This window comes from Terribacillus saccharophilus, assembly GCF_046592595.1.
GTDB classification, from domain to species: domain Bacteria; phylum Bacillota; class Bacilli; order Bacillales; family Amphibacillaceae; genus Terribacillus; species Terribacillus saccharophilus_C.
The window spans coordinates 69,948-95,924 of record NZ_JAWVPF010000001.1 but is presented as its reverse complement, the minus strand read 5'-3'; the positions used below and the strand labels follow the sequence as shown (position 1 = coordinate 95,924).

At 46.2% G+C, this 25,977-nt stretch carries 14 protein-coding genes; 9 read left to right on the top strand and 5 right to left on the bottom strand.

The window, feature by feature from the left end; all coding sequences use genetic code 11:
- Nucleotides 1-3: 3 nt before the first annotated feature.
- From SFC25_RS00385 to SFC25_RS00365, 5 genes are all read right to left on the bottom strand, one after another.
- Nucleotides 4-1,707, bottom strand: a complete 1,704-nt coding sequence (locus SFC25_RS00385; protein WP_411213319.1) for a hypothetical protein — start codon at nt 1,705-1,707, stop codon at nt 4-6.
- A 66-nt stretch (nt 1,708-1,773) separates the two neighbouring features.
- Nucleotides 1,774-10,821, bottom strand: a complete 9,048-nt coding sequence (locus SFC25_RS00380) for an Ig-like domain-containing protein (RefSeq protein WP_411213317.1) — start codon at nt 10,819-10,821, stop codon at nt 1,774-1,776.
- Nucleotides 10,822-11,185: 364 nt separating this feature from the next.
- Nucleotides 11,186-12,217 (bottom strand): aldose epimerase family protein, encoded by a 1,032-nt coding sequence (locus tag SFC25_RS00375; protein ID WP_411213315.1) that lies wholly within the window; start codon nt 12,215-12,217, stop codon nt 11,186-11,188.
- Nucleotides 12,217-13,707, bottom strand: a complete 1,491-nt coding sequence (locus SFC25_RS00370) for a UDP-glucose--hexose-1-phosphate uridylyltransferase (protein WP_411213314.1) — start codon at nt 13,705-13,707, stop codon at nt 12,217-12,219. The genes SFC25_RS00375 and SFC25_RS00370 overlap by 1 nt, the downstream gene beginning before the upstream one ends.
- A gap of 13 nt (nt 13,708-13,720) precedes the next feature.
- Entirely contained in the window at nt 13,721-14,893 is a 1,173-nt protein-coding gene (locus tag SFC25_RS00365; RefSeq protein WP_411213313.1) for a galactokinase, read from the bottom strand.
- Between the two features lie 175 nt (nt 14,894-15,068).
- Between SFC25_RS00365 and SFC25_RS00360 the strand changes: the two genes are divergently transcribed.
- The 9 genes from SFC25_RS00360 to gucD all read left to right on the top strand — a co-directional run bounded on the left by SFC25_RS00360 (nt 15,069) and on the right by gucD (nt 25,966).
- Nucleotides 15,069-16,073: a LacI family DNA-binding transcriptional regulator gene (locus SFC25_RS00360; protein ID WP_411213311.1), complete on the top strand. Its 1,005-nt coding sequence runs from the start codon at nt 15,069-15,071 to the stop codon at nt 16,071-16,073.
- A gap of 122 nt (nt 16,074-16,195) precedes the next feature.
- Complete coding sequence (gene ganS / locus SFC25_RS00355) at nt 16,196-17,464, top strand: galactooligosaccharide ABC transporter substrate-binding protein GanS (protein WP_486389255.1); 1,269 nt, start codon at nt 16,196-16,198, stop codon at nt 17,462-17,464.
- A 57-nt stretch (nt 17,465-17,521) separates the two neighbouring features.
- Nucleotides 17,522-18,778: a carbohydrate ABC transporter permease gene (locus tag SFC25_RS00350; protein ID WP_411213309.1), complete on the top strand. Its 1,257-nt coding sequence runs from the start codon at nt 17,522-17,524 to the stop codon at nt 18,776-18,778.
- A complete protein-coding gene (ganQ, locus tag SFC25_RS00345) occupies nt 18,775-19,623 on the top strand; it encodes a galactooligosaccharide ABC transporter permease GanQ (RefSeq protein ID WP_411213307.1) in 849 nt (282 codons plus the stop codon). Before SFC25_RS00350 ends, ganQ begins: the two co-directional genes overlap by 4 nt.
- Before the next feature lie 21 nt (nt 19,624-19,644).
- Nucleotides 19,645-21,699, top strand: a complete 2,055-nt coding sequence (locus tag SFC25_RS00340) for a beta-galactosidase (RefSeq protein WP_411213305.1) — start codon at nt 19,645-19,647, stop codon at nt 21,697-21,699.
- Between the two features lie 99 nt (nt 21,700-21,798).
- The gene (locus SFC25_RS00335; RefSeq protein ID WP_093880730.1) at nt 21,799-22,665 is read left to right on the top strand and encodes an SDR family oxidoreductase; all 867 of its coding nucleotides are present in this window, start codon (nt 21,799-21,801) and stop codon (nt 22,663-22,665) included.
- A gap of 106 nt (nt 22,666-22,771) precedes the next feature.
- Complete coding sequence (locus SFC25_RS00330) at nt 22,772-23,200, top strand: hypothetical protein (RefSeq protein WP_411213304.1); 429 nt, start codon at nt 22,772-22,774, stop codon at nt 23,198-23,200.
- A gap of 351 nt (nt 23,201-23,551) precedes the next feature.
- Nucleotides 23,552-24,496, top strand: coding sequence for a 5-dehydro-4-deoxyglucarate dehydratase (gene kdgD / locus SFC25_RS00325; protein WP_411213303.1), 945 nt, complete (start codon nt 23,552-23,554; stop codon nt 24,494-24,496).
- Nucleotides 24,497-24,499: 3 nt separating this feature from the next.
- Nucleotides 24,500-25,966 (top strand): alpha-ketoglutaric semialdehyde dehydrogenase GucD, encoded by a 1,467-nt coding sequence (gene gucD, locus SFC25_RS00320; RefSeq protein ID WP_411213302.1) that lies wholly within the window; start codon nt 24,500-24,502, stop codon nt 25,964-25,966.
- Nucleotides 25,967-25,977 lie beyond the last annotated feature (11 nt).

Genomic DNA, 25,977 nt, shown 5'->3' with positions numbered 1-25,977 from the left:
TCCTCAGGAAGGAATCAGTGACTGGCCTTGATGGTCAGTCAGGTAATATTGAGCATACAGACAATAGGCACTGATATTGTGCTGCAGATCATCAATACGTACACGAAATCCATTCTGTCGATTAAAGAAACTCCCGACAACTGAATCAGGTTTCTCCATATACATTGCTATTTCAGGATAAAAGAATCCAGTTCGTTGCTGGTCGGCGCGAGAATGTATCGTATCCTCTAAATACTTCATATCAAATCCGCGTAAAAGATGACCTAATTGAGCGTGATACATTCTGTCCAGCAATCTTCTCGTGCAAAGCAGTATCTGTAATTGGGTAGGAGAAGGGCTCGTATTTCCCTTCATAGCTACCAATCTTTTTTGGATGCTTTGCAATTTCATGGCAAAATAACGTCGATCTGGAATAATACCGGTCATTTCATACACAGCATAACTGAGCCAGTGATTCGGTGCGGGCTTTACTCTGCGATTAATAAAATGTTCAAACGCAAGCTTGCTTCTTTCAAGCCATAGAGGATGATGATCTAATTGGTAAAGTCGCAGCAAGGCATACACAGCTTTTGCGTCATACCCAGCTTGATGCTGTTTTGCGGTGATATTCAGGAAACTGCCGCTTCTATTTTGCATTGTCAGCATGCCCTTAGCCATTTTTACTGCTGCCTCCAGATATTGCTCATCTCCAGTCTGAGACTGGTAGTCGGCGATAGCTATAACGGCGGCAGCAGTGGCACCTAGGCTGTACAGCTGATTTGTTGAATCCTTCTCGATAAGGGTAGTTTCACGATCTTTTTCTACTCGGAATGTCAAGAGATAATCCAAGGCTGCCTTCATCCGTTGCGGCATGATTGGATCATCTTGCTGTAACGTCTTTTTCCAGTGATAGCCCTCAGCTAGGGAGTGGATGGCATCGCCATGTTTAATCAAATTGTACGATGTAATTGACTTTGAAGAGGCGGCATATATGCCATAGTCAAATTTCCCGTCCTGCTGTACACGGTCTCGGAGATGATTTGTGGCACATTTAATTAGCGTATCTATATGGCGATCCAGGTGCCTGATAGGACGGATGCCATTCTTGCTGCTGCCATGCAGTAAGTGAATTACTGCTTCCGGCCCTATAAATGTCGAAACCGTTTCAAAAAGAAAGACAGTACTATCACGGTATTGTGAAAGCAGAAAAGGGTTAAGAGGACGGTTCCATGCCCGCTTTAATAAGTAGTTGTTCACTGCTTTTTCAATCCAATTCTTTAGTCCGCTGCTGCTATTCTCTTGTATGAATGTATTACCGTTGATTTCCTGTTCCAAGAAGGCAAGGTTGAATTCTTTATCGAAGCTTACTCCATATCTGAAATAATTTGTTTTACAGGATGCAATTGCATCCTGAAGTGATTGAAATGATATTGGTTTCACATGGCTTACAGCATCGATTTTTATCCAGGGGAAGATGATGGAGCGTTTCCGGCTGTGCATTTCTATCCGTCGCAGTAATTCGGAAACAGCGGTATTGAAGTGATGATGGCCAGAATAAATGACTTCGGCCTGAGAATCAAATGTTCCTAAGGAAGCGAACAGGATATAAGTGTTGGTGGTATGGTTTCGTACAGAAGGAGATATAGTATCTTTCAGAGCATGCAACTGTTGTTCTGCTAGATCCAATTGGGTACGGATTTTGTTTGCTGTATATAATTCTGGCTGCATTGTGCATCCTCCCTTTTATGTATTAGGAAGAGGAGGGATGAGCCGCTCCTCTTCCTGAGTTACTATTTACTGATTCTTTCTTCTGAAGCGAGATGCGACGAGTGAAATCGCTCCTGCAATCAATGCTCCTGCACTGATTAAAATAGATGTAAAGAAATTATTGGAAGTTTGTGGCAGCTGACTTCCGCCGTATGCATCATTCACAGATCCATCTGGAACGATTGCCGCACCAACATCCCCAGCTTCACCATTATCATCCGAGGACGTTGACCCTTCATTGGAACCGACAGTTACTTGAGCAGGTTTGCTTTCGTTACCCTCTGGATCAGTTTCGACAACTGTAACGTTATTACCAGACTCAAGTGCTGGGATATCCGTTTCCCAGCTGCCATCTTCGTCGACTGGTACTTCTACGATTGTGCCATCCGGCAATGTAATGATGATCGTGGAACCAGGTGTACCGCCTCCAGATATTGTATCATCCTCTTCATCGATCGGGTCGACAGAAGGGGGAGTGGATGTATCTGTTTCGCCCTCCTCAACTGGTACAACAGCAGGATCGCTTTCGTTACCCTCTGGATCTGTGATGACCACAACGACTTCATCACCAGGCTCTTGAGAAGGTATATCTGTTTCCCAATTGCCATCTTCGTCTACAGGTGTTTCAACAGTAGTACCATCAGGCAGCGTGATAATAACTGTAGAACCAGGCTCTCCATCACCGGAAATTGTGTCATCATTTTCATCAATTGGATCGACAGAAGGGGGAACCGGTATATCTGTCTCGACCTCTTCGATCGGAACAATAACAGGATCGCTTACCCCATTTTCCGGATCTGTGATGACCACAATGACTTCATCGCCAGGCTCTTGAGATGGAATCTCTGCTTCCCAATTACCGTCTTCATCAATAGGTGTTTCCACAGTAGTGCCATCTGGCAATGTGATGACGACTGTAGAACCGGGTTCTCCGTCACCAGAAATGGTGTCATCATCTTCTGTGACAGGCTCAACGGAAGGAGGAGCCGGTGTGTCCGTGTTTTCGTTTTCCACGGGCACAACTACAGGGTCACTAACGTTACCAGCTGGATCGGTTACGACAACGATGATTTCATCGCCAGGTTCTAGCGCTGGGATTTCTGCTTCCCAATTTCCATCTTCATCGACTGGTGCTTCGACAGTATTGTCATCAGGCAGCGTGATAACGACAGTAGAACCAGGCTCACCGTCACCGGAGATAGTGTCATCATTTTCTGTAACAGCATCCACAATCGGAACATCTGGAGCTTCAGTGTCACTATTTTCCACAGGAACAATGACAGGATTGCTCACATTACCAGCAGGATCTCTTACAACGACAGTGATTATATCACCATGCTCTTGCACTGGGATTTCAGCTTCCCAGTTGCCATCCCCATCAACAGGGGCTTCGACCGTGGAACCATCAGGAAGTGTAATAACGACTGTAGAATCTGGTTCGGCATCACCGGAAAGAGAAGTATCCGCGTCGGTCACTGGATCTACAACCGGAACGCCCGGAGCATCTGTGTCGCTGTTCTCAACTGGAACGATAACCGGATTACTTACATTGCCAACCGGATCAGTTACAACGACAGTGATTTCCTCACCAGGTTCTTGCGCTGGGATTTCAGCTTCCCAGCTGCCATTGCTATCGACAGGAGCTTCGACTGAAGAACCATCAGGAAGTGTAATAACGACCGTAGAATCTGGTTCGGCATCACCGGAAAGAGCGGTATCGGCATCAGTCACTGGATCTACAACCGGAACCTCTGGAGCATCAGTGTCGCTGTTTTCTACCGGAACAATAACCGGATTACTTATGTTGCCAGCTGGATCGGTTACAACGACAGTGATTAAATCACCAGGTTCTTGCACTGGGATTACAGCTTCCCAATTGCCGTCGCTATCGACAGGAGCTTCCACAATAGAGCCATCCGGCAGCGTGATAACTACTGTAGCATCTGGTTCGGCATCACCGGAAAGAGCAGTATCGGCATCAGTCACTGGATCTACAACCGGAACGTCCGGAGCATCAGTGTCGCTGTTTTCCACTGGTACAACTACAGGGTTACTAACGTTACCAGCCGGATCGGTTACTACAACGATGATTTCATCGCCGGGCTCCTGCGCTGGGATTTCAGCTTCCCAACTGCCATCTTCGTTTACAGGAGTCTCACTAGTAGTACCATCTGGCAGCGTAATAACGACTGTAGAACCAGTTTCTCCATCACCGGAAAGAGCAGTATCGGCATCAGTCACTGGGTCCACAACCGGAGCTTCCGGAGCATCAGTGTCGCTGCTTTCCACAGGAACGACTACAGGCTCACTTATGTTACCAGCTGGATCGACTATGACGAGAGTGATTTCATCGCCAGGCTCTTGTGACGGAATATCAGCTTCCCAACTGCCATCTGCGTCGACAGGAGCTTCTATAACAGAATCATCCGGAAGAGTAATGACGACTGTAGCATCTGGCTCGGCACCGCCGGAAAGAGAAGTATCTTCGTCTGTCACAGGATCTACAGCGGGAACGTCCGGAGCTTCGGTATCGCTGTTTTCCACTGGAACGATAACCGGATCACTCAAATTGCCAGCCGGATCGGTTACGACGACAGTGATTTCATCTCCGGCTTCTTGGACTGGGATCTCTGCTTCCCAGTTGCCATCTCCATCAACAGGAGCTTCTACAACAGCATCGTCCGGGAGTGTGATGATAACGGTAGCATCTGGCTCAGCATCGCCGGAAAGAGAAGTATCTTCGTCTGTCACAGGATCTACAGCCGGAACGTCCGGAGCTTCGATATCGCTGTTTTCCACTGGAACGATAACTGGATCACTTATGTTACCAGCCGGATCAGTTACGACAACAGTGATTTCCTCACCAGGCCCTTGTGCCGGAATTTCAGCTTCCCAATTACCTTCTCCATCGACAGGTGCTTCGACTGTCGCACCGTCTGGCAATGTAATGACGACTGTAGCATCTGGCTCGGCATCGCCGGAAAGAGAAGTATCTGCATCTGACACAGGATCCACAGCTGGAGCATCAGGAGCTTCAGTATCGCTATTCTCTACTGGAACGATAATAGGATTACTTACGTTTCCGGCTGGATCTGTTACAACGACAGTAATTTCTTCTCCAGATTCCTGTGCCGGAATCTCTGCTTCCCAGTTGCCATCCCCATCAACAGGAGCTTCTGCAACAGAGCCATCCGGAAGTGTAATGACAACTGCAGCATCTGGTTCAGCATCACCGGAAAGGGAAGTATCGGTATCTGTCACAGGATCTACAGTTGGAATTTCTGGCTGGATATTATCGGTAACTATCACAACTTGGGATGCGCTTTGGTTGCCAGCTGCATCTACAGAGACAACGCTAAGTTCATCACCTGCTTCTTGGGCCGGAATATCCAGCGTCCAGTTACCGTTAACGTCAGTAACAGTTTCTAACTGTGTACCATCAGGCAGTGAAACTACCACGGTAGTTTCGGGTTCTGCAATACCGGACAATGCAGTGTCTGTGTTGGATAAAGGCAAAGCGATAGGTGTTGCTGGTGCTTCTGTATCTGGTGAAACCGTGATTACGGTTGGCTCGCTGCTATTTCCATTTTCGTCAGTCTCCAGGATGCTTATTTCACTGCCCGCTTCCTGTGTCGGAATTTCAGCAGACCATTGGCCTTGATCATCCGCCCTTGTTTCAACCACTGTACCGTCAGGAAGATAAATGAAAATGTATGATCTGAATCCTGCAAGACCGAAGATGAAGCTGTCATCGTCTGTGACCGGTCCTACTATTGGAGGAGCAGGATTTTCAAGTTCTCCAGCCACCACGGTAACCACGCTGGAGTCACTTATATTGCGAGCTGCATCAACAGCTGCAACAGAAACATTATCCCCAGTGTTTAAAGCTGGAATAGCAACTGACCAGCCACCTGCATCATCTGCTGTTGTAATTGCGTTAGATCCGTCTGGAAGTGTCACAATGATAGTAGCGTTGGCTTCAGCAGTACCGGAAAGAGTTGTGTCATCACTAGCCACAGGATTTACTTCAGGAGCATCCGGTGCGGTGGTGTCAGCGTTTGTTACGTTAATCGTGCTAGCGCCGCTGATGTTTCGGGCTGCGTCGACTGCCACTACTGAAAGTGCAGCGCCAGGGTTTTGAGCTGGGATCTCAACAGACCAGTCACCTTGCTCATCGGCTGTTGTTCTGATGGTGAGCCCATCCGGAAGGGTAACAATGATCTCTGCATTGGCTTCCGCAGTACCAGAAAGGGACGTATCATCACTGTCTGCCGGATTGACCACAGGAGCATCCGGAGCAGTAGTGTCACTATTTGTTATGGTAATTGTGCCAGCGCCGCTGACATTCCGTGCCTCATCGACCGCAACCACAGAAAGGACAGCGCCAGGATCTTGAGCTGGAATATCCACTTCCCAGTTACCGTCAGCATCAGCAGTTGTTCTGACAGTTGATCCATTTGGCAGGGTAACGACAATGTCTGCATTTGGTTCTGCTGTACCGGAAAGTGATGTATCATCACTGTCTGCCGGATCGACTTCAGGAGCATCCGGTGCGGTGATGTCGGCATTTGTTATGGTGATCGTACTACCACCACTTATATTCCGTGCCTCGTCGACCGCTACAACAGAGAGTACAGCGCCAGGATCTTGAGCTGGAATGTCGACAGTCCAGTTGCCATCTGCATCTGCAGTTGTATTTAGAGCTGATCCATCAGGAAGTGTCACGATGACATCGGCAAGTGGTTCTGCTGTACCGGAAAGGGACGTATCATCACTGTCTGCCGGATTGATTCCCGGAGCATCCGGAGCGGTAGTATCAGCATTTGTTACGCTGACTGTGCTGGGACCGCTCGCGTTTTGAGCTGCATCAACTGCCGCAACAGAAAGTACAGCACCAGGATCTTGAGCTGGAATATCCACTGTCCAGTTACCATCAGCGTCAGCATTTGTTCTCACAGCTGTTCCATCAGGGAGAGTGACGATAATACTTGCATCTGGTTCAGCTGTGCCGGAAAGAGACGTATCGTCGCTATCGACCGGATTGACCACGGGAGCGTCCGGAGCAGTAGTATCAGCATTTGTTACGCCGACCGTACTAGCGCTGCTTATATTCCGTGCTTCGTCGACAGCCACAACAGAAAGTACAGCACCAGGATCTTGAGCTGGGATGTCAACTGCCCAGTTACCTTGATCATTCGCTGTCGTACTGATAGTGGATCCGTCTGGAAGCGTGATAAGGATATCAGCGTTAGCTTCCGCAGAACCGGAAAGAGACGTATCGTCGCTATCAACTGGGTTGATTTCTGGAGCATCCGGAGCGGTAATATCAGCATTTGTTACGCTGACTGTACTCGCAGCACTAATGTTGCGTGCCTCATCGACAGCCACAACAGAGAGTACCGCACCAGGATCTTGAGCTGGGATATCGACTGCCCAGTTGCCTTGATCGTCCGCTGTCGTACCGATGGTGGATCCATCAGGAAGTGTGACGATGATATCGGCATTGGCTTCGGCGATACCAGAAAGTGACGTATCATCGCTGTCGATCGGATCTAATTCCGGAGCATCCGGAGACGTCGTATCACCATTCGTTACGCTGACCGTACTAGCGTCACTTACATTTCTAGCTGCATCGACTGCCACAACAGAAAGTACAGCACCAGGATCTAGAGTTGGAATAGATACAGACCAGTTGCCTTGATCATCCGCTGTTGTACTGATAGAGGAACCATCAGGAAGTGTGACAATGATATCAGCGTTAGCTTCTGCAGTACCAGAAAGGAATGTATCATCACTATCAACTGGGTTAATCTCTGGAGCATCCGGTGCAGCCGTATCAGCATTCGTTACGCTGACTGTACTCGCACCACTAATATTGCGTGCCTCATCGACTGCAACAACAGAGAGTACCGCACCAGGATCTTGAACCGGAATGTCAACTGCCCAGTTGCCTTGATCGTCCGCTGTCGTACTGATGATAGATCCGCCAGGAAGTGTGACAATAATATCAGCATTTGCTTCCGCAGTACCGGAAAGAGTCGTATCATCGCTATCGACTGGATTGATTTCCGGAGCATCCGGAGCAGTAGTATCGGCATCCGTTACATTAACTGTGCTAGCGGCACTTATATTCCTTGCTTCATCAACTGCAACAACAGAAAGTACAGCGCCGGGATCTTGAACGGGAATGTCAACAGACCAGTTGCCATCAGCATCAGTTGTTGTTCTGAGGGCAGTGCCATCAGGAAGGGTGACAATAATATCCGTATTTGCTTCAGCTGTTCCTGAGAGCGAAGTGTCGTCACTGTCTACAGGGGTGATTGCCGGAGCATCCGGAGCAGTCGTATCAGCGTTTGTGACAGTTACCGTACCAGCGCCGCTTTGGTTGCCAGCCTCATCGATAGCAATAGCGGAAATCTCACCGCCGGGATCTTGAGCCGGGATATCAACAGACCAGTTGCCATCAGCATCCGCAGTTGTATCAACTTCAGATCCATCCGGGAGTGAAATCACTATATCCGCGTTTGGTTCTGCTGTACCTGTAAGAGTGGTGTCGGCACTATTGACAGGATTGATTTCCGGAGCAGCTGGCGGAGTCGAATCATAGTTGATGACTACGACTGTGCTAGCATTACTTCGATTACCTGCATCGTCGATTGCAACGACCGAGATTTCGCTGCCGGGCTCTTGTGGAGGAATCTCAACAGACCAGTTGCCGTCTGCATCCGTTCGCGTTTCCACAGTAGTGCCATCGGAGAATGTCAATTCGATATCGGAATTCGGTTCCGCTGTACCGGAAACAGATGTATCGTCGCTATCGACTGGGTCGACTTCCGGAGCGACCGGTGCTTCTGTATCAGCATTCGTTATTGTGACAGATCCGGCGTCACTTTCATTGCCAGCTTCGTCTGTAGCAGTAACAGAAATTACACTGCCCGTTTCTTGAGCTGGGATGTCGATAGTCCAGCTGCCATCAGCATCCGCAGCTGTTTCAACAACTGAGCCATCCGGAAGTGTAACTGTGATATCGGTATTTGGTTCCGCTGTACCTGAAAGACTAGTATCATCGCTATCGACTGGATTCACTTCCGGAGCAGCAGGTGCCTCGGTATCGGCATCTGCATCAGCTACTGTAACTGAACCAGCGTCACTTTCGTTTCCAACTTCATCCACAGCGACTGCTGTAATTTCACTTTCAGCAGCTTGTGCAGGAATATCTACTGTCCAGTTGCCATCAGCATCCGCAGTTGTCTCGACAGTAGATCCGTCAGGAAGCGTTACGATGATGTCCGCATTGGCTTCGGCAGTACCGGAAAGGGATGTATCATCGCTATCGACAGGATTGATTTCCGGAGCAGCGGGGGCTTCGGAATCTGCATCCGTAACGGTGACAATTCCATTCTCACTTTCGTTCCCGGCTTCATCGATGGCAATTGCTGTTATCTCGCTATCTGAAGCTTGTACAGGAATATCTACTGTCCAATTGCCATCCCCATCCGCAGTAGTTTCGGCAGTGGTACCGTCAGGAAGTGTGACAATAATGTCTGCATTTGCTTCTGCTGAACCGGATAAAGTCGTATCTTCATCAGTGACTGGAGCAATAACGGGAGCATCTGGAGGCTCCGTATCAGCACCGCCGCCTGCATTTGTCACAGTGACGGTACCGGGATCACTTTGGTTCCCGGCTGCGTCGGTAGCCGTAACAGAAATAGCGCTATCCGCTTCCTGTTCAGGTATGTCTGCGGACCAGTTTCCATTTTCGTCTGTCTCTGTTTCAACAGTGGTCCCATCTTCAAGAGTGATAGTGATAGCAGATCCCGCTTCCGCTGTACCGGATATTGTCGTATCATCACTGTCGATCGGAGCGATTTCCGGAGCAGCAGGTGCTTCTGTATCACCATCGGTTACAGTCACACTGGAAGAGTCACTATCATTTCCGGCATCATCTGTTGCTACAGCTGTAATGGTGGAGTCAGCAGCTTGTGCCGGGATATCTGCCGACCAGTTGCCAGCGTCATCCGTAACTGCTTCAGCTGTGGAGCCATCTCCGAGGGTCAACGTAATGGTTGAACCTGCTTCTGCAGTACCGGATACGGTCGTATCCTCACTGTCTACTGGGTTTATGACGGGAGCAGCAGGTGCTTCTGTATCTGCATTCGTAACAGTGCTGGTTCCTGCTGCACTTCTGTTGCCAGCTGCATCCGTCGCAGTAGCGGAAATGGTTCCGCCAGGCTGCTGAGCTGGAATAGCAGTCGACCAGTTTCCATTTGCATCTGTGGTTGCAGTTGCAGTTGAACCGTCGGGCAGTGTGATATTAATGGTGCTGTTTGCTTCCGCTGTACCCGATAGAGTTGTATCGTCACTGTCGACTGCATTAAGGACTGGAGCTGCTGGTGGCTGCGTATCAGATACACCTGTTGATATGTATGTAGATGTACCTTGGCTATTCAGCAAGTCTACGTTTGCGATAAGTGTATCTGTAGCTATGGCCCTGAAATCCAATCTGCCATCGGAAGCTGTGGGCAATTCTGTAATACCTAAGTTTGCTAGATTGATACGGGCAGTGAAAGTAGTTGGGCTTGATACAGCGACACCAAGCGTATGCTGAATGTTTGTACCAATCGAGTTGGTGGCTGTGTTGACTGTCAGTCGGCTACCTGTTACAGATCCAGTATTATTTAAAGCAATTCCGCCTACACCTGCATAGGGGATAGAGTAGCTGATAGTCGTCTGACTGCGTATATTAGGGTTCTGCAGCAGACTAGAAAGTTCAGCTGGCAATTGGAAGTTAGGGGAGTAGTTGTTTAATACACCTATATTAGCTAACTGATTACCGCGAAGTCTGAGAGTCAGAACGCCATCCTGATAAGTTGCACCAAGTGTCTGGTTGCCAAGTACAGCGATGTTTGCGGCTTCAGCAGTATATTTGCTGAGGGTCTTCTGTTCAGAATCGTATACATAAGGCGTCACAACGATTGCTGCTGCGGCAAGCAGAGCAGAGGATCGCTTGGCCATTCGCAGTTTGTTTTTCCGTTGCATGTTCTTTTTGTGATCATAATCTTTTCGTTTGCTCATCCTTTAACCTCTTTTCAAAGTGAATTGGCAGAAGCAGTAAGAAACGACTGGCAACAATTTCTGCACTTACATATTTTCAGTAGTGTCAGTACCTTGTACTAAACCCGCGGAAATTGTTACATTGTGTAACTTTTCTGTAACATTAGACGATACAATAAGCCTCTATAACTTTATTTTCAAAAGATATACCTATAATTTGGTAAAATTGATAGATTAGTACTTTTTGTGAAACACTTCATCTAGGAATATTTTACTTTTCTGGAGGGTGGATAGTATGAAGTTCCTATTGGAGAAATATGTTATGTATGGGTAGTTCAGCATAAAAAAACAGCCAATCACAATGACTGGCTGTTACATAATTATTTTATTTAGTAGAAAAAGAGAATGAAGTTTCTTTTCGATACGTTTCGTCTGGTTTCAGGATGAGCTCCGGAAACCCTTCTTGATGCAGTCCTGCAGGGAATGCCTGTGTCTCAAAGCAAATTCCCAAGTGCTTTTCCGACTTTCGTTCTTTTAGTTCCAATGAATCATCCAGGCCATTACCAGTGTATAAAACAAGGCCGGGCTGGTTAGATTCTATAGTCATCAACCGTCCGCTTTCTGGATCATAAAGTCCAGCTTGGGGTTTTTCATTGTCTGAGAACAAGAAATAATGATCGATTCCTCCTCCGGCAATACGAAGCTGATCATGCGACGAGCTGAATACTTCCTGCAACGGTCTGAATGATCGCAAATCAAATGGGGTAGCAGCTGTATCCAGCAGTCTGCCAGTAGAAATCAGCTCTCCATCCAGCTCTGTGTACTGGTCGCTTGCAACCATTGCCTGCTGCGACGCTACGGTTCTTTTCAGGCTGCCGCTGAGATTGAAGTACGTATGGTTTGTCAGCGTGACAGGAGTTGCTTTGTCCGCTGCTGCTTCATAAAGAATTGCCAGTGTATTGTCATCAGTGAGGGTGTAGGTGACATTCACCGTCAGATTGCCTGGATAGCCGCCTTCGCCATCCTTGCTTGTGTGCGAAAGTCGAAGGCCGTTTATGTTATTCTCCTTAAAAGGTTCTACTTCCCAAATTACTTGGTGAAATCCCGCGGGACCGCCATGTAAATGGTGTTTTCCTTCGTTTGCTTCAAGTCGAAATGTCTCGTTATCCAATTCGAACTTTGAATCTTTTATCCGCCCGGCTACCCGGCCGATTAAAGCACCGAAATAGTTGGGATTATCTTCATAATCTTGAATATTTAGGTAACCCAATACGGTATTTTCCAAGTTTCCGTCTTTATCAGGGACTTCTAAGGATGTAATAATGCCTCCATAGTTCAATACCTCGAGTCGCATCCCTTTCTTATTCGTGACAGTGTACAATTCCCATCCATCTTGGAGCGCAGTCTTTTCGATCATCAAGACACCACTTTCTGATTGAGTTTTGTGATAAAGCGCTGAAAAGCCTTGTCGTCCTTGAAGACACCAGCATCCTCTAATACACGTACAAATTTTAAGCCAAGTTCTTTTTGTACAACCTCTTTTGCATATTGTTCGTTATGAAGGAAGCCGTGTTTCGCACGCAGTTCACGGGCCCATTCCTCATGTAAAGAGTCTACTTCGTCTGCTTTCCCGGTGAGGAACTTATAAATGGTTTGCAGCTCGGTTTCCAAGCGCGGCGGCAATACAGCAAGACCCATTACTTCAATCAACCCGATATTTTCTTTTTTGATGTGATGTACATCTGCATGCGGGTGAAAGATACCTAATGGATGTGTAGCTGTCGTACGATTATTGCGAAGTACAAGATCCATTTCATACAGTTCATCGCGCATTCTTGCAATCGGAGTGATTGTATTATGCGGCATGTCATCTGAATAAGACAGAATGGCCGCATCTTTGTCATCGTAATCACGCCAGAAGGCAAGGATGCTTGCTGCTGCTGAGACAAGTTTGTTTTGATCATCTGCTTGGAGCCGGAAGACTGTCAGCGGCCAATTGAGCACAGCGGCTCTTACATCTGGATGTGCATGAATCGGGAAGGTATAGCGTTCTTCCGCATTCGTCATGGCAAAGGTATAGCGACCAGCTTGATAATGATCATGGGAGAGAATGGAACCTCCTACAATTGGCAAATCCGCGTTTGAGCCGATGAAATAATGTGGGAATTTCTCCACAAATTCCAGTAGTCTGCGGAAAGTATCTGCATTAATTTTCATATCCCGATGTTCTTCTGAGAGTACAATACTGTGTTCATCATAATATACATAAGGGGAATATTGGAAAAACCAATTTTCCTCTCCTAATGACAATTCAATCACGCGGTGGTTGGAACGTGCAGGATAACCAATTCTGCCAGTATAACCTTCATTTTCTTTGCAGAGCACACAAAGAGGGTAGGAGTTATCCTGTTTCGTCATCCGCTCGCGTTTGATTTGTTCAGGGTCTTTTTCTGGCTTGGACAAGTTGATCGTAATATCCATTTCGCCGTATTTTGTTTGTGTTTTATACGAAATGTTCTTCTTGATACGGTTCATCTGGATGTAATTGCTGTTCTTGCTGAGATTATAAAAGTAATCAGTTGCCTGCTCCGGTGATTTCTCGTAATGGCTGTCAAATAATGTTTGTACAGTAGATGGGAGAGGCATAAAGCAATTCATCAATGATGCAGCAAGCATCTCCTTTTCATCCAGAATGTTATCTATAATATCTTCCTTCACGGCATAATCGATGATTCGTTCTACCAAATCCGGTATCGAACCGGAGCTTGTTAGAATCTTATGTGCCGGGTATGTTGTCATCTTCAGTAAATGCATCACCTGGTTGCGTACATAGATGGTATCTCGTTCTTTAATTAAATCTTTTTTAATAGCTTGTTCCAATAAAGCTTCAATATCTGAATAAATCATATGAACACATCCTTTATGCTAGTTCCTTTGCACCGTCACCAATTGTCGCGGTATAGAAGGTTGCTTCATATCCGATTTTTTCTTTATAGTGCTTCTGGATACCTGCTTGGACGGCTTCTGCTTTATCCCTTTCTACTAATGCAATAGCACAGCCGCCGAATCCAGCACCAGTCATTCGAGCACCAAGGACACCATCCTGTGCCCAGGCTGCTTCGACAATCGTATCGAGTTCCTGTCCTGTCACTTCATAATCATCCCGCAGTGAACGATGCGAGTCATTCATTAATTCCCCGAATGCAGCCAAATCATGCTTTTGGAGTTTTTTCAAAGCTTCGATTGTGCGGTTATTCTCATATACAGCATGACGTGCCCGTTTGACGTGGACGGGATTACTGATCAATGTTTGGTGCTGTTCAAACGTATCTGGTGTAAGTTCTCCAAGACTATCAATCTTTAATTCTTGCTGCAAATCCTTCAGAGCCGCTTCACATTCTGATCGGCGTTCATTATATTTTGAGCCGGATAAGGTTCGTTGCTTATTTGTATTGGCAATCAGAATGACATGTTCAGACAAATCCACGGGTGCATGCTCGTAAGCCAATGTGTTGCAGTCAAGCAAGATTGCATGCCCTTGCTTGCTCATTCCTACCGAGAATTGATCCATGATGCCGCTGTTCACGCCGATATATTCGTTCTCTACCCGTTGCCCGAGCTGTACAAGTGGAATCCGTTCCATATCAAGTTCGTAAATGCTATCGACTAAAACACCTGTGACTAGTTCAATGGAAGCGGAAGAGGAAAGACCTGCTCCGTTCGGGATATCCCCGTAAAAAAGGATATCCAGCCCAGATGTTATCTTATGGGTAGTTTGCTGCAAATAAAGCAGAACGCCTTTTGGATAATTGGCCCAATCATCTTCTGATCGGTAGGCAAGATCATCTAATGTCCGTTCAATGATACCGGTTTCAGAAAAATTCATACTGAAAAATCTGAGTATGTTGTCACTGCGTTTTACAGCTAATGCATACGTGCCATAGGAGATTGCAGCCGGAAATACGTGTCCGCCATTATAATCAGTGTGCTCGCCAATGAGGTTGATTCTGCCAGGAGCAAAGAATTGGCGTGGTGTTTCAGCGGTTTGGAAGATCTCTTGAAATGAAGCTGTTAAAGTCGAATGAAACGTCATTATGATTCCTCCTAAGTGAACTTTATTAATTTAATTAACTAAGTTAGGGATAGTTTACTATAAGGCGAAAGAGGAAGCAAGAAGAACTTCCAAATATGAACAGTACAAACTTTAGTAAAAAGTTTACTAATTATTGTTTATCTGTCATAATTCAAGACAGAAGAGGTGAGAGAAATTGGCGACAATCAAAGATATTGCGAATGAAGTGGGGTATTCCGTTTCCACGGTTTCCAGAGTGCTGAACCATGATGAAAGTTTGTCCGTAACCGAAGAGACAAAGGATAAAATATTCGCTGTGGCAGAACGGCTGAACTACCGGAAGAAGGAAGTGCATATACGCATCAAACAAATAGCTTTTCTCTATTGGGTGACGGATACAGAAGAGTTGGAAGATGTATACTTCAAGACGATGCGTAAGGCGCTCGAACAATGTGCGAAAGAACGAAATGTCGAGTTGACCTTATACAAAAAAGAAGGCGGAATAGATGCTGTCCCTGATACGATCCAAGGTTTCCTGGCAGTCGGGAGCTTTACGGAAGCGGAGCACAAAAAACTCCAAGCCCTTAGCGGAAGTGGTGTTTTTGTTGATTCGGCCCCGGATCCGGATCATTACGATGCTGTACGGCCTGATCTGGAATGGATGACAAGGAAGCAGATAGACCATTTGCTCGAGCGAGGGCACCGGCAAATCGGCTTCATTGGCGGAACCTTTCAAAATCCGGATACGATGGCGGATGAGATGGACCTTAGAGAGAAGAGCTTCCGGTCGTATATGGGGAAAAAGGGTATCTTGGATGATCAATCAGTTCTGTGCAGACGTGGTTTCAGTGTTGAAAATGGTTATGGCTTAATGAAGAAAGCGATTGATGAACTGGCTGTACTGCCAAGTGCATTCGTCGCAGCGGCCGATCCGATTGCAGTTGGTATGCTCCAGGCATTGAATGAGGCGGGTATCGCTATACCGGGACAGGTAAGTGTCATCAGTATCAACAACATCAGTGTGGCAAAATACGTTTCACCGCCTTTGACGACCATTCGTATTGATTTGAGTGAAGTGTGCAAGACGGCTATCGATTTGCTTTTGGAACAAATAGTGAGTAAGCGGACATTATCTAAGACAGTACTCCTGACTGGAGAGATTGTCGAAAGAAAGAGTACATTGACGAAAACGGCTGACTAAAAAGGTCGTTTTTTGTTTGCGTAAATTTTTTACTCGATTTAAGTAAAATAATTGTTTACTTAAGATTACTATAGTGCTATGTTTATTGTTGTAAACGCTTTCAATAAAAGGAGTGGGGTCGAGTGAAAAAGAAGAAGCTTGTGCTTGGCTTGGTATCTGGTTTAATGACGGGAGTATTGCTGGCTGGGTGTGGCCCGCAAGAGAGCGGGACAGAAGGAAGTGAGTCGGAGAAAAGTGACAAATTAATTATTTGGGAAGATAAAGAGAAAGCCATCGGTATTGAAGACGCTATTGCTGAATTTGAAAAAGAACATGATGTGACGGTAGAGGTTATTGAGAAGAACTATGCACAGCAGTTAGAAGATTTACGCTTGGACGGCCCGGGCGGTTCGGGACCGGATGTATTCACAATGCCGGGAGATCAAATGGGCTCAGCTGTGACAGAGGGCTTGGTAAAAGAAATAGCTGTTGATGAAACACTTCAATCCTCCTACACAGAATCAGCCATGGAGTCACAAATTGTGGATGGCAAAGTGTATGGTCTTCCAAAGGCTGTTGAAACGACGATGCTTTACTATAACAAAGACATTATATCCGAAGAAGAGCTGCCGCAGGACTTGGAGGGATGGTTCAATTATTCCAAGGAAGTAAGACAAGGAGAGAATTACGGTTTTCTGGCGCAGTTTGATCAGACTTATTACGCCAATAGCGTACTGAGTGGCTATGGAGGATACGTCTTTGGCAAGAACAGTGACGGTACATTTAATCCGGAAGATATCGGATTGAATAATGAAGGAGCTGTAGAAGGGGCAACTGAAATCAAACGCTTCTACGATGAGAAGATCTTCCCAGCAGGTATGGTGGGTGAGCAAGGTATCAATGTGATCGAGTCGCTGTTTACAGAAGGAAAAGCTGCCGCTATCATATCTGGTCCATGGAATCTGGAACCATTTGAATCAGCAGGAGTCAATTACGGCATTGCGTCTTTGCCTAAGCTCTCCAATGGGGAAAACATGCGCGCATTTATCGGAGTCAAAAGCTATAACGTGAGTACATTCTCCAAAAATGCTGAGCTTGCAGAAGAGCTGGTGAAGTATTTGAGCAGTGAAGAAGTGTCGAAGGTTCGTTATGAAAAAACAAAAGAAGTTCCAGCAGTGAAGACGTTGGCTGAGGATCAGGAAGTAATGGAAAGTGAAGCATCCAAGGCGATTGCGGAACAATCACAGTTCTCTGATCTGACACCTGGTATACCGGAAATGAATGAAGTATGGAAACCAGCTGATGCAGCACTGCAGACAATTGCAACCGGAAAATCAGAGCCGAAGGAAGCGCTTGATCAAGCGGTAAAATCCATTGAAGGTCAAATAGAGGCAAATCACGGCGGAAAATGATAGGGACGCGCCGGCATTGTGCCGGCGCGTATTTCCTATGTACGAGGAGGAATAGGCATGCAGCATCGTAAAGTAGCATTGTTGCTCTCGATCATACCAGGTTTCGGGCAGTTTTATCATCGGCAATGGCTGAAAGGCTTATTGTTTCTGCTGGTAACCGTTTCTTTCTTTATTGCGTTTAAAGATCTGCTAAATATGGGGCTTTGGGGCATTGTCACGCTTGGTACAGAAATACCGCGAGACAACTCTATTTTCCTGCTGGCAGAAGGACTCATTGCGTTGATTGTCATTTTCCTGGGATTGATTGTCTATTATTTAAATTTGCGGGATGCCTATAAAACGGGTGTTATGCGAGATAACCAGCAGACACTGTATACACTCCGGCAGCAATATCAGCATGTGCTGCTAAAAGGCTATCCGTATTTGATCAGCGGACCGGCATTTCTGCTGTTGTTGTTCGCGGTCGTTTTTCCAATTCTTTTCAGCTTTGCGATCGCCTTCACGAATTATGATCTGTATAATTCACCGCCAGCTAAACTAGTTGAATGGGTTGGTTTCAGTACATTCAAGGAGATCTTCACCGTGGACATTTGGCGTTCCACCTTCTTTGATGTCCTTGCGTGGACGGTGGTGTGGACTATCGTAGCTTCCACACTGCAGGTGGCATTAGGCATCTTTCTCGCTGTTGTGGTAAACCAGAAGGAAATACGTTTCAAGAAACTTTTTCGTACGATCCTCGTTCTGCCTTGGGCAGTTCCTGGCTTCGTCACCATTTTGATTTTTGCAGGCTTGTTTAATGACAGCTTCGGAGCAGTGAACAACGATATCCTTGCCGCGCTCGGTATTGATGCCATTCCTTGGCTCACCGATCCGAATTGGGCACGATTTGCACTCATTATGATGCAAGGGTGGCTCGGTTTCCCGTACATCTTCCTGGTGACAACTGGTGTGCTGCAGTCGATACCCGAGGATTTGTATGAAGCGGCGACAATCGATGGGGCATCTGTCTTTTCGAAATTCCGCCACATCACTATGCCAATGATTCTGTTGTCGATCTCGCCCATCATCATTACGCAATTCACATTCAACTTTAATAACTTCAATATTATCTATCTATTCAATGCAGGGGGTCCTGCCGTTCCGGATTCGACTGCGGGCGGTACAGATATTTTAGTGTCGTGGATTTATAAATTAACGATGCAGTCCAGTCAATATGCTTTGGCGGCTGCCTTGACCATTATGCTATCTGTTGTTGTTGTGTCCATTGCGTTATGGCAGTTCCGAAAATCTAGTACATTCAAGGAAGGAGCATGAGCATGCGCAATCGATCCCGAATGATTCGTCTTACATTTTCCTATGGTGTACTGATTGTGATGTCAATTTTGATTTTGTATCCGCTTGCATGGACAATCGGGGCAAGCTTTAATCCTGGAAACAGTTTGATCAGTACATCTATCATTCCAAAGAACCCGACACTGGCACATTATAAAGAGCTGTTCGAAGGCTCTGCTTCTCTGCCTTATGTGCAGTGGTATATCAATTCGGTTAAAATCAGCTTTTTCACGATGCTTGGTGCCATCATCAGTGTATCGTTCACAGGCTATGCTTTTTCGAGATTCCGTTTTAAAGGCAAGAAGAATACGTTGACCGTCTTTTTGCTACTTCAAATGATCCCGCAATTTTCTGCCCTGATTGCACTTTTTGTGCTTGCGCAGATGCTGGATATGGTCAACAGCCATTGGCTGCTGATACTGCTGTATATCGGGGGATTGATACCGATGAATACGTATTTAATGAAAGGTTATATGGATTCTATCCCGATGGAGCTTGATGAGAGTGCACGGATTGATGGTGCAGGCTTCACCCGTACATTTTGGCAAATCATCATGCCTTTATCGAAGCCGATGCTTGCAGTTGTAGCCATGAATGGATTCACGGTGCCATTAGGTGATTTTGTTTTGTCTTCTGTCATCCTGCGAACGACGGAATCCTATACGCTTCCAATTGGGCTATTTAATTTAGTAAATGAAGTAATGGGAGCAAGCTATACGACGTTTGCTGCCGGAGCCATTCTGATCAGTATTCCGATCGCGATTGTCTTCCTGCTGCTGCAGCGGAACTTTGTTTCCGGACTTACAACGGGCGGAACGAAAGGATAACGAGAAAAGGGAGAGAAGAAAATGAAACAATCGAAGCGTGAGTTAAAAGCACCTTTTTTACTGCACGGAGGAGATTACAATCCAGATCAGTGGCTGAAATATCCTGAGATTCTAAGAGAAGATATCGAACTCATGCAGCTGGCGCATACGAACACTTTCTCGGTCGGCATTTTCGCTTGGAGTGCTTTGGAACCGGAAGAGGATATGTACGATTTCGAATGGCTGGATAAAGTTTTTGATGACATACATTCTTTTGGCGGTAAAGTGATTTTGGCTACACCAAGCGGTGCGCGTCCTGCATGGATGTCCCAAAAATATCCCGATGTACTGCGGGTGAATGCAGCTAGGGTAAAGCAGCTGCATGGCGGCAGGCATAACCACTGTTTTACTTCTCCAACGTATCTGAAGAAAACAGAGAAGATAAATCGGAAACTGGCAGAGCGGTATGGAAAGCATCCAGCTCTGCTGCTATGGCATATATCTAATGAATACAGCGGTGACTGCCATTGTGAAAATTGCCAGGCTGCTTTTCGTGAATGGCTGAAAGAGAAATACGACGGAAGTCTGGAAGCTTTGAACGATGCCTGGTGGGGACCGTTCTGGAGTCATACGTTTACAAATTGGGAGCAGGTAGAATCTCCTTCGCCTAACGGGGAGGATGGAGTACATGGATTGCGATTGGATTGGCGACGCTTCTCGACAGACCAAACAGTCCGTTTCATGGAAAATGAGATGATCCCGATACGCGAGATTACACCGGATATCCCAGTTACGACGAATTTCATGGCTGATACACCCGATCTGATTCCATTCCGCGGACTGGATTATAATCGTTTTGCAGATAAAATTGATGTGATCAGCTGGGATGCGTATCCGACTTGGCATAATGATTGGGAACCAACAGCTGAGCTTGCGATGAAGGTTGGATTTATTGATGATTTGTACCGCACGCTGAAAGATCAGCCGTTTCTGCTGATGGAAAATACACCGAGTGCTGTCAATTGGCATCCAGTGAACAAAGCAAAACGGCCAGGCATGCATATCCTTGCTTCGATGCAGATGCTTGCTCATGGCTCAGATAGCATCCTCTATTTCCAATGGCGTAAATCTCGAGGATCAACTGAGAAATTCCATGGGGCAGTCGTCGATCATGATCGTTCACCAGATAATCGTGTATTCCGGGAAGTTGCAGAGCTGGGCAAGCAGATGGCAAAGCTTGCAGCCCTAAAGGGAACGCATCGTGCGGCAGATGTGGCACTCTTGTATGATTGGGAAAACGACTGGGCGTTAGAAGATGCACAGGGGTACGGATTGGATTCCAAGCAGTATATACAAACGTTGCATGCGCATTACCGTCCATTTTGGAAGCGGGATATACCGGTGGATATCATCATGAAGGATCACGATTTTTCCAAGTATAAGCTTTTAGTCGTTCCGATGCTTTACATGATGGACGATAGGACAGCAGAAAAACTGGAGACATTTGTGAAAAACGGCGGAAAGCTAGTTATGACATATATCAGTGGAGTGGTAAATGAACATGATCTTGTCCATAAAGGAGCATGGCAGGAGAAGTTGACAGCTGTTTTCGGAATACGTCCAACCGAAACGGATACACTGTATCCGCGAGACCGCAATCAAGTATCTCATAGAGGAAAACACTATGAAGTAAGGGATTATGCGACAGTTCTGGAGCTCAGCGGCGCGGGGGCTTTAGGAAAATATGAAGAGGATTTCTATAAAGGGACAGCTGCTGTTACTGAAAATGCCTATGGAGAAGGCCATGCTTATTATATCGGTGCTAGATTGGAAGATACATTCCAGGATGATTTTTATGCCGAGATACTGAAAACAGAGCAGATTCACTCGCCAGTCGGAATTACGAAGCAAGAAGGAGTATCCATCCAAGTACGCTATAACACAACATCCTCCTTTGTCTTTGTCATGAATTTCAGTGAAGAATCGCGAAATATACAGCTCGATCAAGTGTATGAAAACGTGCTCGATGGAGGGGACGCAGAAGGAGAAATTCAACTGGAACCTTATGAGGCGAAAGTGCTTCGTGTCAGCAGGTGATAAGAAAAAGCTTCACAGTTTTACTTTCGGTTCAACGTTTCATTCCAAGGAGGATGTGGAAAGGTATTGTATCACTTACGATACAAAGGAGACTTTTCTATGGAACCGAAAGATATGATGAATGGATCAACTAGTACGCACCAGCAGGACCGTCAGCCGGGAATCGAAGCAAAAATGGATCCGCTGCCGCATCAGCCGCTTGATTACAAGGGTGTTGGCAGATTGGAAGGAAAAGCAGCGCTCATCACGGGTGGTGATTCCGGTATCGGCCGTGCTGTTGCCATTCTTTACGCAAAAGAAGGCGCAGATGTCGCAATCTCTTACCTTGATGAAACGGAAGATGCCGAAGAAACAAAACGTCTTGTAGAAGCAGAAGGCAAGCGCTGCTTGCTGCTGCCAGGTGACATCAAGGATGAAGAACATTGTATCAGCCTAGTTGAAAAGACAGTGGAAGAATTCGGCAAGATCAATATCTTAGTGAATAACGCAGCAATTCAATATGTGCGGGAAGATGTGCTTGAGATTTCCTCTGAACAGTTTGAGGAAGTATTCCGTGTCAACTTCTTCTCTCAGTTCTACCTGACAAAAGCAGCTGTGCGTCATATGAAAGCCGGGGACTCCATCATCAGCACGTCTTCCATCAATGCTTATCGTGGAAACCCAATGTTTATGGATTATTCTGCGACAAAAGGTGCTATTACAGCTTGGACGCGCAGTATCGCGCAAAGCCTTATCAAGAAAGGAATCCGTGCTAACTCTGTTGCACCTGGTCCGGTTTGGACGCCGCTCATCCCGGCAACTATCGGGGAAGATAAGATTGAACAGTTCGGACAGGACAGCTTGATGGGACGTCCGGGTCAGCCTTCTGAGCATGCTTGGCCATATGTGATGCTTGCATCTGATGAAGCTTCTTATATGACTGGTCAAGCAATCCATATCAATGGAGGGTCTTATACATCTTCCTGATATCCCAAAACCCTGTCCGCCGGACAGGGTTTTTGTTTGTCTTTCAGAAGGAAAGGGAAAAGATTCCTACTACCAGATAAGCTGTTTATGGAAAGGAGGGGTGGCCGTGTATATCAAATTCCACGATGAGGATCACGAGATCAAATATCAGGATTTGCGTGCTGGAATCCGAAATGCAGAAGTATTGCAGCATAAAGGCTGCCTTGCTGTTCTATATCTGATGGCGGGTGACAGCAGATTATACAAGCTGTTCAAGCCATACTTCAAGTTTGACAGCTGTCAGTTTGACTATCGTCAGATGCTAGCCGAATATGAGCTGACAGGGGATTTACAGAAACTTGCCGCACTTGGCGCCCATCTTTTTGATGGTCAAGTGGAAGTTACGCCGATGATGCTGGATGGACTGCGGGAGGATCGAACCTGGTTCCTGGCATGGAATGCTGTCATGATGCGGAAATTCGGTACTGTTACTGGTTATGAAGTGCCTTCAAACAAGTTCTACGGCGGATTTATTCAGGAAGATTTCAGCGTCTAGAAAAGAGCCTTTAGAGCTCTTTTTTTTTGCAAAAAAATATCCAATGAACGGATTCATTGGATGTATGTTGAACATTTTGTAACTGATTAAGATATGGGGGGTTAGTTATTGTATAACCGTTTGCTAATGAAGTGAAACCAGAATACGAAAGAAAAAATGGTTGGGGATTAAGTCCCTTTTTTTTTGCTGTTTTTTATGGCATGTATGCTGTATTTATTTTGAAGATTGTTTTTTCCTTTATCACTTTTTTCAACTGTAATTTTTAAGTCGCAAAAAGTCATTTGCACTTTTGTCTATTTGTAATACAATTAAACAAACGGAAATGATAACGCTTACTCGAGGAGGTACGCTATGGGACAATCAGGAGGAATAGCCAAAGGCATTTTAGGGTTTCCAGTGGCACCATTTACCGAAACTGGAAAGCTTGATGAACAAGCATTGTTTGAGAATATCAGCTTTCTTGTGGAAGAAGGGCTGGATGCTATTTATATCGCTTGTGGATCAGGTGAATTTCAATCGTTGGATAAAAAAGAGTATGAAGTGATGCTGGATACAGCGATGGAAGCAGTTGCAGGCAGGGTACCGATTTACACAGGGGTCGGCGGAAATCTTCGCACTGCTGTTGAACTAGCTGCAATATCAGAGGAAAAAGGTGCTGACGGATATTTGCTGCTTCCGCCTTATTTGATTCAAGGGGAGCAGGAAGGACTTTATCAGTATGCGAAAGAAATATTCGAGAGTGCTCCAAATCTGGATGCGATCATTTATCAGAGGGATAATGCTATCTATTCTGTCGAGACAGTCAGGAGACTGGCAGCTTTTCCACAATTGAAAGGATTTAAGGACGGCATCGGGAATATGGATTTGAATATTTGCCTGACACAGGAATTCAAAGGAAGACTGGACTTCCTGAACGGAATGCCGATGGCAGAGGTCACAATGCCTGCGTACGTGCCGCTTGGTATAACGACTTATTCGTCTGCCATATCAAATTATATCCCGCATATATCCCGAATGTATTATGAGGCATTACTAGCAGGAGATCAGGACACGCTGGATGCATTATATGCGGATGTCATCCTGCCGATCAACAGTATACGAAAACAGCGGAAAGGCTATGCCGTTTCCTTGATCAAAGCGGGAATGGAAATCATCGGCTTGCAGACAAGAGGATATGTTCGTCCTCCAGTTGTGCCTGTAACGAAAGAACATTATAACGAAATGGAACAGATCCTTTCGAAAGCCCTGGACAAATACCCGCGCAAGCAGAAAATATCAGAGATAAAGGAGAGCTAATACATGGCGACAAATGTAACAACGAGTGTATACCGTAACTTTATCAATGGTGAATGGCAGGAATCAGAATCAGCAGAGCAGATCACAGTCATCAATCCAGCAGACACAAGCAACCCTGTCGGTCAGATCCAGAGTTCCACGGCTGCAGATCTGGATACGGCTGTTGAAGCAGCGGATTCCGCACGGAAGGAATGGCGAAGCCTATCCGGAGCTGCCAGAGGAGAATTCCTTTATCGGGCTGCAGCTATCCTGGAGGAACGGGCGGAAGAGATTGCCGAAACTGCCACAAAAGAAATGGGAAAAACACTGCCGGAGGCTCGAGGTGAAACGCAGCGCGGCATTGCTATATTGAAGTATTATGCAGCGGAAGGGATGCGGAAGACCGGTGATGTCATTCCATCGACCGATCCCGGTGCCTTCATGTATACAACGCGTGTTCCATTAGGGGTTGTCGGTGTCATTGCTCCATGGAACTTCCCTGTTGCGATACCAATTTGGAAAATGGCACCTGCGCTAATCTACGGAAACACAGTCGTGTTCAAACCGGCTTCTGAGACTGCTATTACGGCAATCAAGATAGTTGAGTGCTTTGAAGCTGCAGGTTTCCCTAAAGGAGTTATCAATCTAGTAACGGGTGCTGGTTCAGTCATCGGAAAGGGATTGGCAGAGCATCCAAAGGTAAATGGCATTACATTTACCGGATCCAATAATGTAGGAAAAGGCATTGGCTTGACGGCATTGGAGAGAGGAGCAAAATACCAGCTGGAGATGGGCGGGAAAAATCCAGTCATCGTTGCTGCTGATGCAGATATCGAACAGGCGGTGGATGCGACAATCAGCGGAGCATTCCGATCTACCGGACAAAAATGTACGGCGACAAGCAGAGTCATCGTAGAAGCACCGATATATGATACATTCCGGGATCGACTGATTGAAAAAACAAAAGAAATCACCATTGGTAACAGCCTCGAGCAGGATGTATGGCTTGGGCCGATTGCGAGTGAAGCACAGCTGGAAAACTGCCTTCATTATATCGAAAAGGGTCTTAAAGAAGGTGCTAAGCTTATCCTGGGCGGCGAGCAGCTGACAGATGGAGATTATGCGAAAGGTTTTTACGTTCAGCCGACGATCTTTGAGGATGTAACAAATGATATGGTGATTGCTCAGGAGGAGATTTTTGGTCCGGTCATCGCGCTGATCAAGGTGGATTCAGAGGAAAAAGCAATAGAAGTGGCGAATGATGTAAAATTCGGGTTGAGTGCATCCATTTTTACGAAGAACATAGGTCGATTCCTGCAGTTTGTGGAAGATATGGAGGCAGGGCTTGTCCGTGTCAATGCAGAAAGCGCAGGGGTAGAGCTGCAGGCTCCATTCGGCGGCATGAAGCAGTCAAGCTCCCATTCAAGGGAACAGGGAGAAGCCGCCAAGGAGTTCTTTACGAGCATCAAGACTGTATTTGTAAAAGGATAGAGGGCTATTTT

Coding starts and splice junctions, on each gene's coding strand:
- SFC25_RS00385 (WP_411213319.1), bottom strand. CDS start 1,707: ATGCAGCCAGAATTATATACAGCAAACAAAATCCGTACCCAATTGGAT.
- SFC25_RS00380 (WP_411213317.1), bottom strand. CDS start 10,821: ATGAGCAAACGAAAAGATTATGATCACAAAAAGAACATGCAACGGAAA.
- SFC25_RS00375 (WP_411213315.1), bottom strand. CDS start 12,217: ATGATCGAAAAGACTGCGCTCCAAGATGGATGGGAATTGTACACTGTC.
- SFC25_RS00370 (WP_411213314.1), bottom strand. CDS start 13,707: ATGATTTATTCAGATATTGAAGCTTTATTGGAACAAGCTATTAAAAAA.
- SFC25_RS00365 (WP_411213313.1), bottom strand. CDS start 14,893: ATGACGTTTCATTCGACTTTAACAGCTTCATTTCAAGAGATCTTCCAA.
- SFC25_RS00350 (WP_411213309.1), top strand. CDS start 17,522: ATGCAGCATCGTAAAGTAGCATTGTTGCTCTCGATCATACCAGGTTTC.
- ganQ (WP_411213307.1), top strand. CDS start 18,775: ATGAGCATGCGCAATCGATCCCGAATGATTCGTCTTACATTTTCCTAT.
- SFC25_RS00340 (WP_411213305.1), top strand. CDS start 19,645: ATGAAACAATCGAAGCGTGAGTTAAAAGCACCTTTTTTACTGCACGGA.
- SFC25_RS00335 (WP_093880730.1), top strand. CDS start 21,799: ATGGAACCGAAAGATATGATGAATGGATCAACTAGTACGCACCAGCAG.
- kdgD (WP_411213303.1), top strand. CDS start 23,552: ATGGGACAATCAGGAGGAATAGCCAAAGGCATTTTAGGGTTTCCAGTG.
- gucD (WP_411213302.1), top strand. CDS start 24,500: ATGGCGACAAATGTAACAACGAGTGTATACCGTAACTTTATCAATGGT.